Below are 14945 nucleotides of genomic sequence, written 5' to 3'. Positions count from 1 at the left end.
AGCCGGCTTCAACAATTCACGCCGGCGACCCTTCTTTTTTCATCGAAATGGCGAGCCCGTCGCCGATCGGTACAAACGCCGTTTCGAGAGCGGAATGGTCCGCGAGCGTCCGATTGTACTCCCGCAGCCGCATGACGATCGTCCGCAGTTTGTGCTTCACATGTTCCGGTCCGGCGACCAATCCCTGAAAAAACACATTGTCGCTGAACAGGATGCCGCCCGGCCGCAACAACGGCAGCACCAATTCGAGAAAATGGGGATACTGCCCTTTGGCTGCATCCAAAAACACGATGTCAAACGATTCCGGTGAATCGCGAAGCAAGCCGGGCAGAATGTCGAACGCATCCCCTTGCAACAGCCGGACCCGATCCCGCAATCCCGCCTGTTCGATATTCTGAAGCGCCTCCGCCGCCCTCACCGGGTCACGCTCAATCGTCACGATCGAGGCGGAACAAGCCTTTGCCATCACAATCGCCGAATAACCGATTGCCGTTCCGACTTCCAAAATCCGACGCGGCTGGTGGGTGCGTAAAAATACGCGCAAAAACTGGGCGGTCTCCAGATCGAGGATCGGGATAAACAGTTCCTCCGCCCGCCGTTCGATGCTCGTCAAAAGCGGATCGCGGGCCGGAATCAGCCCGCGAATGTAAGAAAGCAAACGATCATCCATTCTCCTGACATCCTTTTCCGGTTCGAACCGGGAATCGCCGAAACACGACTCTCCCTTGATAACGGGAGACTGCAACCAATCGGTCACCATCTGCTCCGCCGCCTCCCGCTCGTTCCGGTTTTCATTCGTTTCCATCTGGCACCACCTCGCCACTAGTTTGCACGTTGGCGGAATGGCGAATACGACGGCCGCCCTGAACAGAACGCCGGCTGCTAGTTTCCCTTTTTCAGATTCTGTTCGCTTAACGCGATGTTGCGGTTGTGCTCTTCCAGCGTTTTTCCAAAATAGTGCTCGCCGGTACCGTCCTTTTTCGTTACATAATAAAGATATTCGTGCTTCTCCGGCGAGGCGACCGCTTGCAGGCTGTCCAGTCCGGGAGCGGCAATCGGACCGGGCGGCAGTCCTGCCCGCTTGTACGTGTTGTAGGGACTGTCCACTTCCAGATCTTTCAAGAGAAGATCCGTTTTTTGCCCGACTGCATATTGCACGGTTGCATCGATTTGCAGAAGCATAGGCGGTTTTTGGTGCAACCGGTTAAACATGACGCCTGCGATCACCGGCCGCTCTTTCGCCACGCGTGCTTCCCGCTCGACCAGCGAAGCCATCGTCACCGCTTGGTGCAGCGACAGCCCGTTTGCCTGGAAACGTTGTCGCAGTTCGGGCGTGACCACTTGTCCAAACCGCTTCAGCATCATGTCGAGTATCTCATGTTCACTCATTCCCGGCTTGATTTCGTATGTGTCGGGAAACAGATATCCTTCCAGGCGATGCCGTATGTCCGGCTGCCTGGGAATCTCCTTGACAAAATCATAGTCAAACGTCCCGTTGTCCGCTTCTTGCAGAAAACGTTGCCGGTCAACCAATCCTTTTTTTGCAAGCGTGTCCGCGATCTGTTCGATCGTAAATCCCTCCGGAATGGTGACCCGCACAGTGTTCACAGTCACTTTTCCCTGCCGGATCCGATCGAGAATTTCCGGAATCGTCGCCCCCTGCTGAATCGCATACGTGCCCGCCTGCAGGGAACCGGCTTGTCCGCCCCATAAAGCGGCGGCCCGGAAGATGAACGAATTCCGGATCAATCCCTTGTTCGCCAAAATCTCGGCAATTTGTTGCGTCGTCGCGCCTTGCGGAATTTCGAACGACACGACCTGGCCGGTCCCGGCAGGCGGAGTCCATTGCCACCAAGTATAGAAAGCTCCAGCGGCCAACACGGTTCCGAGCAGGATGGTCAGCCGAAAACGTCGCAGACCATCGCGGGCCGGAGCCAATATCCGATTGGCCCATTGCCACATAGCCGCCCAGTCCATTTTGACCCCTCCCTTCTCTGAGCCCCATTAGCGCTCTTTTCGTAAACTTTGTTGGTTTACGAAAAGCCCATGAGTTGCATGACGAGTCTTCGCCATGCGTGGCGCGCATTCACAGCATCCACTGCTCCCCTTTAAAGAGCAGCTTCCAGACAACAATGTTTCTTAACCTGTATTTGCCATAGTCTTAGGTTGTATGTCAATAGCAACAGTCTTTATTATAACAAAAAACCGGACGGTGTTGACGTCCGGTATCGCCATTGCAATCCACGCTAGTCTTCCAGTTCCTCAAAGAGCAAGGTGTCGTACGCTTCCGCCACCTTGTCCCATTCGTCGTCATCATCGATGCTGACCAGAATTTCGTTGCCATCCGCGTCCTGTTCGATCCGCAAGATGATCGCTTCGTCCTCTTTCGCATCGGTCGGCTGCAGAATCGCGTACGTTTTTTCGTCCACTTCCAGCACTTCCAACACTTCAAATTCGTGCTCCGCGCCCTCTTCATCCGTCAAGACAATAATGTTTTCGCTTTGTACGTCGCTCATTTTGTCACTCCTCGATCCAGATTCAAAAGCCGCAGCAGCTCAGTCACGACAGGTTGACAACGAATCCAGATAGCTTTGCAGAATGATCGCCGCCGCCATTTTGTCAACGACTTGCCTCCGCTTGTTGCGGCGAACGTCCGCTTCGATCAGCATGCGTTCCGCCGCCATCGTCGACAGCCGCTCATCCCACAGGACGACCGGGATCTGAAACGTTTCTTCCAAACGTTCGGCAAACTCGCGGGTGGCTTCTCCCCGCGGGCCGATCGTGCCATTCATATTTTTCGGGAATCCGAGGACGATCGTTTCCACTTCATACTGCCGGATCAGTTCACCCAGTCGCTGCAAAGCTTCCGCGTCCGATGTGCGCCGGATCACTTCGATGCCTTGCGCCGTCATTCCCAAGGGGTCGCTGACCGCAACGCCGATCCGGACGTCGCCGAGATCGACTCCCAGCAGACGTCCCTTCATGTCCGATCGGCCAGATAAGCGCGCACCAGTTCTTCAATCAGGTCGTCCCGCTCTACTTTGCGGATCGTGTTGCGCGCGTCGTTGTGGCTGGTAATGTAGGCCGGGTCGCCCGAAATCAGGTAGCCGACAATCTGATGAATCGGATTGTATCCCTTCACCTTCAGCGCCTCGTACGCAACCAGCAGCGCCCGCTGCGCCTCATTCACCTCTTCCTCTTTATTCCCGGAGAACATCATCGTCTTGTCGAGATGTGAAGTCATGAGTGACACCTCTTTTTGGTAGTCTGACAGATCCCATGGAAACTTATTCGCTCTCTTGTCGGCAATTTCCTCTTTTTAAAACACGGAAGTTTTATCCCACGTTGACTATCTTCTGACATAATGCATCACTACGTGCTCCAGGATCACCTTTAGGATGGCGACTACCGGTACGGCAAGAATCAGGCCGAGAATGCCGCCGATCTCGCCGCCCAAGAGCAATGCAAAAATAATCAACAGCGGATGCAGATTCAAGCTTTTGCTGACGATTTGCGGCGAGATGAAATTCCCCTCCAGTTGCTGCACGACCAGATTGACGATCGTCACTTTCAGCGCCATTACCGGCGAAATCGTGAAGGCGAGGATGATTGCCGGCGCGGCTCCGATGAACGGCCCGACGTAGGGAATGATGTTGGTGATCGCCACCAGCAGAGCGAGCATCAGGCCGTACGGCATGCCGACGATTCGATACCCGATGTACACCAGCGTTCCGACAACCAGCATGACGATCAACTGGCCGCGAATGTAGTTGCCAAGCGCCTCGTCGATCGATTTGGTCAGCTCAATCAATTCCTTGCGGTGGCGTGTCGGGAACAGTGCAACCACCGTTCGTTCCATCACTTTCAAATCTTTCAGCATATAAAACACGAGAAACGGAATCACCAGCGCCGTTAAAAGTTGTTCCAGCGTGTCGCCCAAAGAGCCGAGAAAATTGGTGATATAGCGGGTAACCGCTTCCTCAAAGCGGATCAGATTCGTGTCGATCGCCTTGTGCACCGCATCCGGCATCCGTCTGGCGCCATCGTCCAGATGTTTGCTCCATTTCTCCACCTGTTCGACGATCGACGGCAACGTTTCCACAAATTCTTTCAGCTGCTCGATAAAAATCGGGATCGTGTTGACCAGCACCACAGCCAGCAACGTAAAGAACACAAAGTAAATCATGATCACACTGACGCCGCGCGGCACGCCCCGGTCGACCAGCCGGCAAACGATCGGATTGAGCATATAAGAGATGATCATGGCGATTAAAAAAGGCGCCAGCACTGTCCGCAGGACAAGCCAGATCCCAAGCAGCAATCCGCTCAGCTGGTTCAACAAAAAAACGCAGCCCAGGATGATCAAAATCAGCAGCGCGATGTCGAGCGAGCGGTTTCGCGGGGCCCTTTCCATGCAAGTGTCCCTCCTTGCAAAAAGAGCCGGAATTTGGACGGCAGACCGCCCATTGTTAGAAATATGCCAGCGGTACAAGTTCTATGCGCTCTTTCACGCTATTTCCTCTTTCTATCCCGAAAATATTAGCTCTTGAAAAGACAAAAAAAGGCCACAACTCATCTATCGTCCACATGGTAATTTCTGGACGACCTGTTTCTTACGCAATCGCTTCCTCCACCGTGACCTTCAATCCTAACGCTTCCAGCTTTCGAACGGCTTGTTTGACCACTCGGTCGCGCTGCCGTTCTTCATAATAGTTAGCACCTAGTTCCACATACGTTTGCTTGCGCTTCAGGAGATGGTAAACGATCGTCAAGATGCTGTGGGCAACTGCAACCGCAGCTCGATTGGCTCCCCGACGGGCGGCGATTCGACGGTATTGACTCGACAAGTACGTGTTCTTCGTTCGGGCTGCAGCTTGGGCGGCCTCTACCAAGGCGCTTCGCAGCTTTTGATTCCCTTTTGTCGTTCGACCGGATTTACGTTTACCGGCACTTTCATGGTTACCTGGAGCCAGCCCCGCCCACGAACACAGATGGGCGGCGGAGGGAAACCGGTTCATGTCGGTGCCGATTTCCGCCAAAATCTGTTCTGCGGTGCGCCTTGCCACTCCGGGAATCGTATCCAACCGTTCCAGGTCTTCCTCAAAAGGGAGCATCCGCCTCTTGATCTCTTCGTCCAGTTGTTTGATCAGCGCGTCCAAATCGTCGATATGCCGTAATTGCGCTGCCAGCATCAGCCGCTGATGCGGACCCATCAGTCCGTTCAATGCCTTGATCAATTCCGGCTTTTTGCTTTTCAGCCGCCGTTGTGCCAATTCGGACAGCATCACGGCATCCGTTTCTCCCGCGACCATTGCTTCGATCATCGCCCGTCCGGATTTGCCCAGCACATCGCTTGCCACCGATGACAGTTTAATGTTGGCCCCTTCAAGAACCTTGTGAATCCGGTTGACTTCCCGGGCCCGTTCTTCGATCAGGCTGCGGCGATACCGGACCAGTTCCCGCAGTTCCCGCTGATCACGACTTGGAATGTAACTGCCTTGCAGCAGGCCGTGCCGCAGCAAACCGGCAATCCATTCCGCATCTTTGACGTCCGTTTTACGCCCCGGCACATGCTTGATGTGGCGGGCATTGACCACCAACGTTTTGATGTCTTCCATCTCCAGCAGGTTGTAAACAGGTTTCCAGTACGAACCGGTGCTTTCCATCGCAACGTGCGTACATCCGTGTTGCTTAATCCAATCGACCAGCGCCAGAAGATCTTCAGTCATGGTGGAGAAAGTACGGATTTCTTTTGTTTCCGGTGTGAGCACACAAGCCACGACGTTCTTTTTGTGTACATCCAGACCGCAAACGCGACTGTATACCACGTCCATATCCGTCAAACTCCTTGCGGCTTTCAAATGGAAGGACTGGTGCAACGACCATTCTCGATCATTCTATCCCGCGTGCTTCCGAATCGGAGCAACAGTCTGTGGTGCACCTGGTCGTTGGGGTTCAGTCTACCTATCGGGCTCGCAAGCACCATGAAGTCACGACCTGCCTTCACCAGCCGCAAGTTGATTATACCTCAACTGCCCGATTTTCATCATCTGATGGTGCCGCCGTAGCGGCATGGAGGTCTATAAAAAACTTTATGAAAATACGACCTCCATCTTTCATTTCAACGTCAACAGCCATTTTCCCCGGAAATGGCCCAACCGGAGCTAGCTACTCCAACAGTTGGGCCACCTGTTTCAGCTTGCGTTCCGCCGCCCGTTCCCCCGCCTCGATGCTCTCTCTCACCTTGCTGAAATCAAACGCCAGGATATGCCCGACCCGCGGTCGCAGCACGACGTCCGCATAGCGCAGATTGGCTCGGCGAATCGTCGTTGTCATGATCGAATACGAGCGGTACAAAACCTCAAAAATGTTGCGCGGCTCCTGCTCCTCATGTTCCCGTTCCACATCGACGGCGACCACCGCATCCACCCCTTCACGGCGTGCCAGATCGGCCGGCAGGTTGTTGAGAATGCCGCCGTCCACCAACACTTTGTCCTGATACGCCACCGGCGCGAACAGGCCGGGGATCGAAGTGGTTGCCCGAATCGCCAGCAGCAGGCTGCCCCGTTCAAACAGAAAAATCTGGCCACGCTTCAGATCGACCGAAACCGCCCGGAAGGTGATCGGCAGATCCTCGATTTGCACATCGCCCAACCCTTTCTGTTCCAACATTTGGATCAGCAGGGTGTAAATCTTGTCGCCCGCCAGGATTCCCCGTTTGAGAATCGCAAAGTCGACCAACCGATAGGTGGGCGTCGCATAAATAAACTCCTCGATTTCTTCCGGCGCGATGCCGGCCGCCACCAGGCCCCCGATCAGGCCCCCCATGCTGGTGCCGGCAATGTAGTGGATCGGGATTTGATGCCGCTGCAGTACTTTCAGCACGCCGATATGCGCCAGACCGCGCACAGCGCCGCCCCCCAAAGCCAAACCTACCCGTTTCATACCGATTGGTCCTTCCCGCTCGGGTGGTCCCTGTCCGTTTTCTGACCGGCTACCGCCACAATCGCAACCCGATGTCGGTAAACGTAAACAGGAATGCCACCGTCGCAATGATACTGTTTACCTTGAAAAAGGCAATGTCGATCCGTGACATATCGTTTGGCGAGATAATCAGATGTTCATAGACCAGCAGTGCGGCCACCACCACCACACCCACATAATAAATCGGGCCGAGCGACACGTACAGAGGAATCAGCAAAAACAGGACGATCGTCAACACATCCAGCGCCCGGGAAATCCACAATCCCTCGGCGATGCCAAAGCGCGCCGGGATCGAGTACAGACCTTCGCGCCGGTCAAACTCCACGTCCTGGCAGGCGTAAATGATGTCAAACGCTGCGATCCACGCAGCTACTGCACCTGCCAACAGCAGGCCCGGCAGATCGAATTTGCCGGTGACAGCGATCCAGGCACCAAGCGGCGCCAGTCCGTCCGTGATGCCAAGCACGAGATGGCACGCCCAAGTGAACCGCTTGGTATAGGAATAGACTACGAGGAAAAATACCGCCAGCGGCATCAGGTAGAAGCACAGCGGGTTCAGCATCCATGCCGATATGCCGAGCAGCACGAGGGAGGCAATGATAAACAGCAACGTCTCAAAACTCGTGATCGCGCCTTTTGGCAGTTCGCGGTCAGCGGTTCGCGGATTTTTCGCGTCGATTTGTCGATCGATCAACCGGTTCAGCGCCATCGCCGCGCTTCTCGCCCCGACCATCGCCAACGTCACCCAAAAAAACGTTCGCCAGCCAGGCCAGGTCCCGTCCTTGTAAAAGCTGGCCATGATCATGCCGATATAAGCGTACGGCAGAGCGAAGATCGTATGTTCAAACTTGATCATTGCAAGAAAAAGACGGATTTTCGACAAAGCGATAACCTCCCGCTGCAGCCTGAACTCACATTACCATTAAGCGACAGGGGAGGAGGCTTGTCAAGCATCAACTGCGCATATTACCTCATTTTACCAGTTCCAGTTGTTCACCCGTCCGGTCGATTGGCCGTTCGCCGAGAAACGTGCGGAACGCGTTTTCCATTTCCAACATATCAATATGCGTATTGCGGCAGGGGCCTTCCGGGCGCTTGTTGGCGATCGCGATCACCGGTATCGCCGCTCCCACATCCTGCACGCCGGCCATCAGGTCGCGTTCACAGGCGACCGCGATCACACCTTTCGGTTTTTTCTCGGCGAGCAGTTGGCGGGCTTGCTGGCCGCCGCTGCACACATACGCAACCACCCCATAACGGCCGGCCAGTTCATTGACTGCATCCCGCATCACTTTGGTCAGGCAGCGGGGCAGCAGAATCAACAGTTCGTTCGATTGAACCCGCCCGATATTGGCCGCTGTGATCCGATTCCCGACCTGCAGCAAAGAGTTGGAGATGCGATCCTTGGACAGCCCCACTGCCGTGCCGATCTTGACAATCGCCGGCAGCAGCGGGGACAAAGCGATATGTTTTCCTTTGTAGTAGGGGACAAAATTTTGGCCGGTGATCACAGTGGCAACGATCAGCAACAGCCCAAGATCCATCGTTCCGAGCACAGCTATGCCGCCGGCGAAAACCGTCTTTTTCAGCCACACGCCGATTTCCGCCAGCCGCGGTTCCGCCAGGAACCAAAGCAGCCAGGCGACCCCGTGCAGGATCAGCACAGCGAGTCCGTAAAAAGAGAGGAAGTACCAAGGAGATGTGGCGAGATCCCCATTGTTTTCTTCAATTTCGCCCGACCAGCCTTCCCACGTGTCGCCCAGTTTGCGCGGAGGGATCTGCTCCATCCTGTTGGCCGAATCGATCTTGGACATTTTCGTTCCTCCTTCACCGAATGGGTCAAATCTGCTGCACTCGTGTCCCGCTTCCGGAAAGATCGTTGAACAGACTGAGAGATCCGTCCTCTTCCACCTGGTACAGTTTGACTTGTTCGCCGATCATGCTGAACTCGACGAAACACTCCCAGCAATAGTACTGGTTGGTGCCGATTTTTCCGATGTCGCGGCAATTGCAATTGGGACAGCGCATCAAGCTGCATCCACTCCTACGTATCGGATTGCAGGTCGGAAAGTCTGGCGTTTGCCTTGACGATGATCTGATCCCCGATCTGCAGCGTGTCCGAAAAGGGCATCCACTTGCGCCCGGCCGTCAGATCCGCCAGCAAGCCGTCCGACACTTCGTACCCTACTATGTTGTCCGTTTGCGAAGCGATGTAAACATCTGCCACCGTTCCCAGCACCGTTCCATTTTCCGTATACAGTTCTTTGCCGACCAGCGCCTGCTTGCCGCAAAGCAAACGCCGCTGTCCCTCTTGTGGAGCGAGTTCCCGGATGCACTCCGGAGATTCGACCGTCACCGCATCCTCGCCGATCGATTTGACATCCGAGATCGGTACAACCCCCTGCCCCGCAAACAACCCATCCCGCTCAACCAGCAAAGCATCCAGCCGGTTGTCCTGCTGAAACAGCAAATCGACCACCTGTCCTAGGCGGCTCCCGTTCCGCAGTTCGATCACAGGCAATCCGATCCAAGGCCGCGCTCGCCTCATGCCGCCACCTCCTTGCTGCCGGATGATCTGATCTGTTCAGCCCGCGCAGACACGCACTTCGGGCAGAGTTTCCCCGTATTCAGCCGTTACAATGAAAAAATGCCCTTCATCGGGCTTCTTCATGCAAGGTTTCGCTTCAGGCGACGGGCGATCGCGGCCGTTTTGCGGGCGGCCGTTTCCACCTCCGCGATTGTGTTTTGCTCTGAAAAACTGAAGCGGATCGCCGATTTCACGCAGTGGGGTCCCAACTCCATCGCCGTCAACACATGGGACGGCTGCAGCGATCCGGAGGTGCAGGCCGAGCCGCTGGCAGCCGCGATTCCTTCCAGATCGAGATTCATCAGCATCGTGTCGGCGGCGACTCCCGGAAACGACACCGAGAGAATCGACGGAACCGACCGGGCGGGACTGTTCACACGCAAAAAATCGACCTCTTCCTGCAGGATGGCCAGCATCCGATTGCGCAGTTGTTCGATGTGCTGGTAATTTTCTTGCCGATGCTCAAGCACCCGTTGGATCGCAGCCCCAAGTCCGACGATCCCCGGAACGTTCTCGGTGCCGGCCCGCTTTTTTCGTTCCTGCGATCCACCATGCAGAACCGGCTGCCATGCCGCCGTCCGCCTTACATACAGGGCGCCGACCCCTTTTGGTCCGTGCAATTTGTGTGCGGACAGCGACAGCATGTCGATGCCCGTTTCTTTTACGTTGACCGGCAGCAGCCCGATCGCCTGCACCGCGTCGGTATGAAACAGAACCCCGCGCTCGGCACATGCTTGCGCGATCTCGCCAACCGGCTGGATCGCTCCCGTTTCATTGTTCACATACATTACAGAAACGAGTGTGGTATCGGGCCTGATCGCGGCAACGACCGCTTCCGCCGGAACGATCCCATCCGGGTCCGGGGGGACATACGTTACGGTAAAGCCCATTTTTTCAAGGAATTCGCAGGTATGCAACACAGCATGGTGCTCAATCGCGGTGGTCACGAGATGCCGTCCTTTGTCCCGATTCGCCAGCGCCGCGCCCACAATCGCCGCGTTGTCCGATTCGGTGCCGCCGCTCGTAAACACAATATCCGCAGGATCGGCGCCAATCGCTTTCGCCACCTGCTCGCGCGCGCGCTCCACCGCCCTTCTGGCAGCCCGCCCCGGTTGATGCGTGCTCGACGGGTTTCCGTATTCCGCTTCCAGATACGGGGTCATCGCTTCCCGCACCGACGGGTGCAGCGGTGTCGTCGCCGCGTTGTCCAGATAGATCACCGAACGAACCTCCTGTCACAAACCGGAGAAACCCCTTTTGGCAGCAAAAAGGTTTCGCCTGGCCAATCAAGATCCCGTACGATTCCGACTGCTTGCACGGTCACTCGCTACCCGTGCCCCTGCAAGCAGCCTAAATGTAATACATAAAATTGTCGCCGCCCGTCTTTTTCCGCTCGGCAACATCCGCCAAAGTCACCGAGTCCAACACCTGATTGATCGCGTTCCGCACCTCTTCCCACAAGTAATTGAGCTCATCGTCCGGATTGTCAACGATCGTAATCGGTCCTTCCAGGACGCGAATGACGTCCCCGACCGTGATTTCATTCGGCGACTTGGCCAGCACATAGCCGCCATACGCGCCGCGGATCGAACGGACCAGACCGGCATTGCGCAAAGGCGCGATCAGTTGTTCCAGATAATGCTCCGACAGATCTTCCCGTTCAGCGATCGTCTTCAGGGAAATCGGTCCTTCCCCCTGATACAGGGCGAGGTCGACCATCAAAGTCACGCCATACCGTCCTTTCGTGGACAGCTTCATGCAACATCTCCCCTCTCCGTATACCGTCCCAGCCATTTTTTCGCCAGCCGCAACCCGTATTCGGTCGCATGGCCGATCGTCAGCGAAAAAGCAACCGTCCCCCAGGCAAACGGACCGCCCAGCCAGATACCGAGTCCTACAGCAGACACTTCCAAAAAAGTGCGGACCCAACGGATCGCCCAGCCGGTTTTCTGATGCAGCGCCAGCATCAGCCAATCGCGCGGCCCGGCCCCCAGGTTGGATTGGATGTAGACGCCGGTGCCAAAGCCCCAAATCAGGATGCCAGCGGTGAACAAGCCGATCCGGGCGTAAACCGATTCGTACTCCGGCACAAGGTGAAAGCGCAGAATCAGATCGCAAAACTCCCCCACCAACAGCATGTTGGCGACCGCACCCAGGGAGGGCCATTTTTTCAGCAGCAGACCAGCACTTGCCAAAATCGCGACACCGACCAGCTGCTGCACCCTGCCGAACGACAGCCCCGTGTTCCAACTGATCCCCAAATGCAGCACATCCCACGGTGAGGCGCCCAAATTCGCTTTCACCACGGCGACGATACCGTAGCTCATGATCATCAGTCCGAACACAAACACCAGCCAACGAACCGCCAACAGCGAAAAAAATTGTTTTGGCGCCGTCCGATGCGCCTGAAGATACGCAGTCTGCACAGGAGTAGTATGCGACTCAGTTTCCATCCGTATCCTCCCGTCTCAGCTTGCCAATCGACAGCAAGTATTCGCGAATCTTTTTCTCATAGCCGTTTGCGGTCGGCCGGTAAAATGTCGCATCCCGCAACGCATCCGGCAGGTACTGCTGTTTCACGTAATTGCCCGGGTAATCGTGCGGGTACAAGTATCCCTGGCCGTGGCCCAGTTGTACCGCGCCTTTGTAATGCTTATCCCGCAAATGCAAGGGAACTTCCACCGACGCACCTTGCCGGATTGTCTCCAGTGCCTCGCCGATCCCCACATACGCCGCGTTGCTTTTCGGAGCGGACGCCAAATAGGCAGCTGCCTGAGCCAACACGATCCGCCCCTCCGGCATGCCGATCAGCTCGACCGCCTGGAACGCGGCCACCGCCACCTGCAACGCCTGCGGATCGGCGTTTCCGATGTCCTCCGACGCCGAAATCACCAGGCGTCGTGCGATAAAGCGGGGATCTTCCCCCGCGTCGATCATCCGTGCCAGCCAAAACAGCGCCGCGTCCGGGTCAGAGCCGCGAATCGACTTGATAAACGCGGAAATCGTATCGTAATGCTGGTCGCCCGATTTGTCATAGCGTACCGCCCGCCGCTGAATCGATTCGGCCGCCACGTCCAGCGTTACGTGAATCGTACCGTCGTCGCCCGGAGGGGTCGACAGCACCGCCAGTTCCAGCGCGTTCAACAACCGTCTGGCATCCCCGTCCGCACAGCGCACCAGATGATCGAGCGCTTCTTCATCCATTTTGACCGAAAAATGACCCAATCCCCGCTCCGGGTCCTGCAGCGCCTGGCGGGCAACCTGGCGCAAATCGTCCTCCGCCAGCAAAGACAGCGGGAACACTTGCGATCGGGACAACAGCGCCGCGTTCACTTCAAAAAACGGGTTCTCCGTCGTCGCTCCGATCAGAATGATCAAGCCGTCTTCCACATTCGGCAGCAGCGCGTCCTGCTGGGCTTTGTTGAAGCGGTGGATCTCATCGACGAACAGCACCGTGCGTTGGTTGTACATCGCCAGCCGGTTTTTCGCCTCTTCCACCACTTGCCGGATGTCGGACACACCTGCCGTCACCGCGTTCAACGTGTGAAAATAGGATTTCGTATGGCCGGCAATGATTTTGGCAATCGTCGTTTTCCCCGTCCCCGGCGGACCGTACAAAATGATCGACGACAGCTGATCCGCCTCGATCGCCCGCCTGAGCAGCTTGCCCGGCCCGACAATCGCATCCTGTCCGACCAGTTCGTCCAATGTCCGCGGACGCATGCGGGCGGCGAGCGGAGCCAATTTTTGCTGCGATTCTTCCGCCTGGAAAGAGAACAGATCCATTTTCTCCACCCCTCAAATATTCCCATCAAAGTGACGCAAAGCTTGGCAGCGGATTCCGAGTACTTCGCGCCACTTGCTGCACCTTTTGGGCAGCGGGCCGCCGCCCTACAGACGCTTCACGACCCGGTGAATCCGCCGGATCGCCTCTTCAAGATCGGATGAACTGACATCCTTATGGGTGACAAAGCGGATCAGCGTATCGCCGAAGTCAACCGCCAGCACGCCTTCTTTAGCCAGCCAATCCAGCCATTCAGTCGCAGACCGGCCGGTGCCTGCCACATCTGCAATCACGATATTCGTCTCGACCAGACCGGGGTCGACTTGCCATCCCTTCATTTCGGCGAGCGCCAGGGCCAGCCGCCTGGCGTTCTCGTGATCTTCCGCCAATCGGTCCACCATCTCGGTCAGCGCCACGATCGCCGGCGCCGCAATCACCCCCGCTTGCCGCATGCCGCCGCCCAAACGTTTCCGCCATTGCCTTGCCGCTTCAATGAAATCGCGCGGACCGGCCAGGACGGAGCCGACCGGCGCCCCTAACCCCTTGGAAAAACAGACTTGCACCGTATCGACAAACCGGGTGATCTCCCGGACATCCACCGCAAGCGCGACCGCCGCGTTAAACACCCGTGCTCCATCCAGATGTACCGGGACCTGTTTGCGTTGTGCCAGTTCGTAGATCGCCTGCAGATTTTCGAGCGGCAGGATGGCTCCACCCGCCCGGTTGTGCGTATTTTCCAGGCAGATCAAGGCGGTGCGGGGAAAATGGATGTTCACCCCGCGGATCGCCCGCTCCACCTCCCGCGGATCCATCACCCCGCGCACGCCCGCGATCGTTCGCGTTTGCACGCCGGCCAGCGCAGACGCGGCAGCCGCTTCATAGAAAAAGATGTGGGAATCGGCCTCGAGAATGATTTCCTCGCCCGCCCGCGCGTGCGACAAAATCGCCACCTGGTTGCCCTGCGTGCCGCTCGTCACAAACAGGGCCGCTTCCTTCCCCAGTTTCTCCGCCGCCAGTTCCTCCAATCGGTTGACGGTCGGATCTTCCCCATATACATCATCACCCAGTTCCGCCTCAGCCATCGCTTTCCGCATCGCCTCCGTCGGCAGGGTGACCGTATCGCTCCGCAAATCGATCCGCTGCATCGTTCTCTCTCCCGTTTGTCTCGATGTAATTTCCGACTGTTTCACTCTGATTTTACTATTGTAATCCAGTGCGCCGCATATCACAAGATCGCCAAAAGGGGATTTACAATAAATGTAAATCAAACAAAAAATCCACCCTGTGCCATTCAGGAGACCCAATGCAAAAAAAACCGAATTCTTTCGTCCGGGTTTCTTTGTTCAAGTTTGATTGAGTTCTTTTCCGACAATCCAAACCTGGATCACCCCGTCATCCGCGCAAATCGTTTTGCCTTTTCAATTCCTGGTGAATCTGCCGCAGCGTGTTTCCGATGTTGCCCAATGCGAGCAAAATAAACCCAAGCATCACAAACGTGACGATTTCTCTCGTAAAACAGGCGACAATCGCCAGCACGATCGCATACAAAACGTAACGCCAGTCATTCATCGAATCCCCTCCCGTATCCTA

18 protein-coding genes are annotated in these 14945 nt (G+C 56.3%); all 18 read right to left on the bottom strand.

The window, feature by feature from the left end; translation table 11 throughout:
• Positions 1–16: 16 nt before the first annotated feature.
• The gene (locus C230_RS0118330) at positions 17–805 is read right to left on the bottom strand and encodes an O-methyltransferase (RefSeq protein WP_018133510.1); all 789 of its coding nucleotides are present in this window, start codon (positions 803–805) and stop codon (positions 17–19) included.
• A gap of 77 nt (positions 806–882) precedes the next feature.
• Complete coding sequence (gene mltG, locus C230_RS21005) at positions 883–1977, bottom strand: endolytic transglycosylase MltG (protein ID WP_018133509.1); 1095 nt, start codon at positions 1975–1977, stop codon at positions 883–885.
• A gap of 269 nt (positions 1978–2246) precedes the next feature.
• Entirely contained in the window at positions 2247–2516 is a 270-nt protein-coding gene (locus C230_RS0118320; protein ID WP_018133508.1) for a DUF1292 domain-containing protein, read from the bottom strand.
• A gap of 39 nt (positions 2517–2555) precedes the next feature.
• Entirely contained in the window at positions 2556–2984 is a 429-nt protein-coding gene (gene ruvX / locus C230_RS0118315) for a Holliday junction resolvase RuvX (RefSeq protein ID WP_018133507.1), read from the bottom strand.
• Positions 2981–3244, bottom strand: a complete 264-nt coding sequence (locus C230_RS0118310; protein WP_018133506.1) for an IreB family regulatory phosphoprotein — start codon at positions 3242–3244, stop codon at positions 2981–2983. Before C230_RS0118310 ends, ruvX begins: the two co-directional genes overlap by 4 nt.
• Before the next feature lie 105 nt (positions 3245–3349).
• Complete coding sequence (locus tag C230_RS0118305; protein WP_018133505.1) at positions 3350–4414, bottom strand: AI-2E family transporter; 1065 nt, start codon at positions 4412–4414, stop codon at positions 3350–3352.
• A 199-nt stretch (positions 4415–4613) separates the two neighbouring features.
• Positions 4614–5834, bottom strand: coding sequence for an IS110 family RNA-guided transposase (locus tag C230_RS0118300; RefSeq protein ID WP_018133504.1), 1221 nt, complete (start codon positions 5832–5834; stop codon positions 4614–4616).
• 334 nt (positions 5835–6168) lie between these two features.
• Complete coding sequence (locus tag C230_RS0118295) at positions 6169–6945, bottom strand: patatin-like phospholipase family protein (protein ID WP_018133503.1); 777 nt, start codon at positions 6943–6945, stop codon at positions 6169–6171.
• A 49-nt stretch (positions 6946–6994) separates the two neighbouring features.
• The gene (locus C230_RS0118290) at positions 6995–7873 is read right to left on the bottom strand and encodes a UbiA-like polyprenyltransferase (RefSeq protein ID WP_026174425.1); all 879 of its coding nucleotides are present in this window, start codon (positions 7871–7873) and stop codon (positions 6995–6997) included.
• An 82-nt stretch (positions 7874–7955) separates the two neighbouring features.
• On the bottom strand, positions 7956–8798 hold the full coding sequence (locus C230_RS0118285) for a DUF116 domain-containing protein (protein ID WP_018133501.1): 843 nt from the start codon (positions 8796–8798) through the stop codon (positions 7956–7958).
• A gap of 25 nt (positions 8799–8823) precedes the next feature.
• The gene (locus C230_RS0118280; protein ID WP_018133500.1) at positions 8824–9012 is read right to left on the bottom strand and encodes a hypothetical protein; all 189 of its coding nucleotides are present in this window, start codon (positions 9010–9012) and stop codon (positions 8824–8826) included.
• Positions 9013–9028: 16 nt separating this feature from the next.
• Positions 9029–9532: a PRC-barrel domain-containing protein gene (locus C230_RS21585; protein ID WP_018133499.1), complete on the bottom strand. Its 504-nt coding sequence runs from the start codon at positions 9530–9532 to the stop codon at positions 9029–9031.
• A 119-nt stretch (positions 9533–9651) separates the two neighbouring features.
• The gene (locus C230_RS0118270; protein ID WP_018133498.1) at positions 9652–10791 is read right to left on the bottom strand and encodes a cysteine desulfurase family protein; all 1140 of its coding nucleotides are present in this window, start codon (positions 10789–10791) and stop codon (positions 9652–9654) included.
• 130 nt (positions 10792–10921) lie between these two features.
• Positions 10922–11329 (bottom strand): cysteine metabolism transcriptional regulator CymR, encoded by a 408-nt coding sequence (gene cymR, locus C230_RS0118265; RefSeq protein ID WP_018133497.1) that lies wholly within the window; start codon positions 11327–11329, stop codon positions 10922–10924.
• Positions 11326–12024, bottom strand: coding sequence for a YczE/YyaS/YitT family protein (locus C230_RS0118260; protein ID WP_018133496.1), 699 nt, complete (start codon positions 12022–12024; stop codon positions 11326–11328). Before C230_RS0118260 ends, cymR begins: the two co-directional genes overlap by 4 nt.
• Complete coding sequence (locus C230_RS20995; RefSeq protein ID WP_018133495.1) at positions 12014–13357, bottom strand: AAA family ATPase; 1344 nt, start codon at positions 13355–13357, stop codon at positions 12014–12016. Before C230_RS20995 ends, C230_RS0118260 begins: the two co-directional genes overlap by 11 nt.
• Positions 13358–13462: 105 nt before the next feature.
• Entirely contained in the window at positions 13463–14500 is a 1038-nt protein-coding gene (gene ltaE, locus C230_RS0118250) for a low-specificity L-threonine aldolase (protein ID WP_018133494.1), read from the bottom strand.
• Positions 14501–14747: 247 nt separating this feature from the next.
• Positions 14748–14924, bottom strand: a complete 177-nt coding sequence (locus tag C230_RS23060; protein ID WP_018133493.1) for a hypothetical protein — start codon at positions 14922–14924, stop codon at positions 14748–14750.
• Positions 14925–14945 lie beyond the last annotated feature (21 nt).

The organism is Effusibacillus pohliae DSM 22757 (genome assembly GCF_000376225.1).
GTDB classification, from domain to species: Bacteria; Bacillota; Bacilli; order Tumebacillales; family Effusibacillaceae; genus Effusibacillus; species Effusibacillus pohliae.
This window is presented reverse-complemented; position numbering and strand designations above follow the sequence as displayed.

Coding starts and splice junctions, on each gene's coding strand:
- ltaE (WP_018133494.1), bottom strand. CDS start 14,500: ATGCAGCGGATCGATTTGCGGAGCGATACGGTCACCCTGCCGACGGAG.
- cymR (WP_018133497.1), bottom strand. CDS start 11,329: ATGAAGCTGTCCACGAAAGGACGGTATGGCGTGACTTTGATGGTCGAC.
- C230_RS0118305 (WP_018133505.1), bottom strand. CDS start 4,414: ATGGAAAGGGCCCCGCGAAACCGCTCGCTCGACATCGCGCTGCTGATT.
- C230_RS0118330 (WP_018133510.1), bottom strand. CDS start 805: ATGGAAACGAATGAAAACCGGAACGAGCGGGAGGCGGCGGAGCAGATG.
- C230_RS23060 (WP_018133493.1), bottom strand. CDS start 14,924: ATGAATGACTGGCGTTACGTTTTGTATGCGATCGTGCTGGCGATTGTC.
- C230_RS0118260 (WP_018133496.1), bottom strand. CDS start 12,024: ATGGAAACTGAGTCGCATACTACTCCTGTGCAGACTGCGTATCTTCAG.
- C230_RS0118295 (WP_018133503.1), bottom strand. CDS start 6,945: ATGAAACGGGTAGGTTTGGCTTTGGGGGGCGGCGCTGTGCGCGGTCTG.
- C230_RS0118300 (WP_018133504.1), bottom strand. CDS start 5,834: ATGGACGTGGTATACAGTCGCGTTTGCGGTCTGGATGTACACAAAAAG.
- C230_RS0118320 (WP_018133508.1), bottom strand. CDS start 2,516: ATGAGCGACGTACAAAGCGAAAACATTATTGTCTTGACGGATGAAGAG.
- mltG (WP_018133509.1), bottom strand. CDS start 1,977: ATGGACTGGGCGGCTATGTGGCAATGGGCCAATCGGATATTGGCTCCG.
- C230_RS0118280 (WP_018133500.1), bottom strand. CDS start 9,012: ATGCGCTGTCCCAATTGCAATTGCCGCGACATCGGAAAAATCGGCACC.
- C230_RS20995 (WP_018133495.1), bottom strand. CDS start 13,357: ATGGATCTGTTCTCTTTCCAGGCGGAAGAATCGCAGCAAAAATTGGCT.
- C230_RS21585 (WP_018133499.1), bottom strand. CDS start 9,532: ATGAGGCGAGCGCGGCCTTGGATCGGATTGCCTGTGATCGAACTGCGG.
- ruvX (WP_018133507.1), bottom strand. CDS start 2,984: ATGAAGGGACGTCTGCTGGGAGTCGATCTCGGCGACGTCCGGATCGGC.
- C230_RS0118310 (WP_018133506.1), bottom strand. CDS start 3,244: ATGACTTCACATCTCGACAAGACGATGATGTTCTCCGGGAATAAAGAG.
- C230_RS0118285 (WP_018133501.1), bottom strand. CDS start 8,798: ATGTCCAAGATCGATTCGGCCAACAGGATGGAGCAGATCCCTCCGCGC.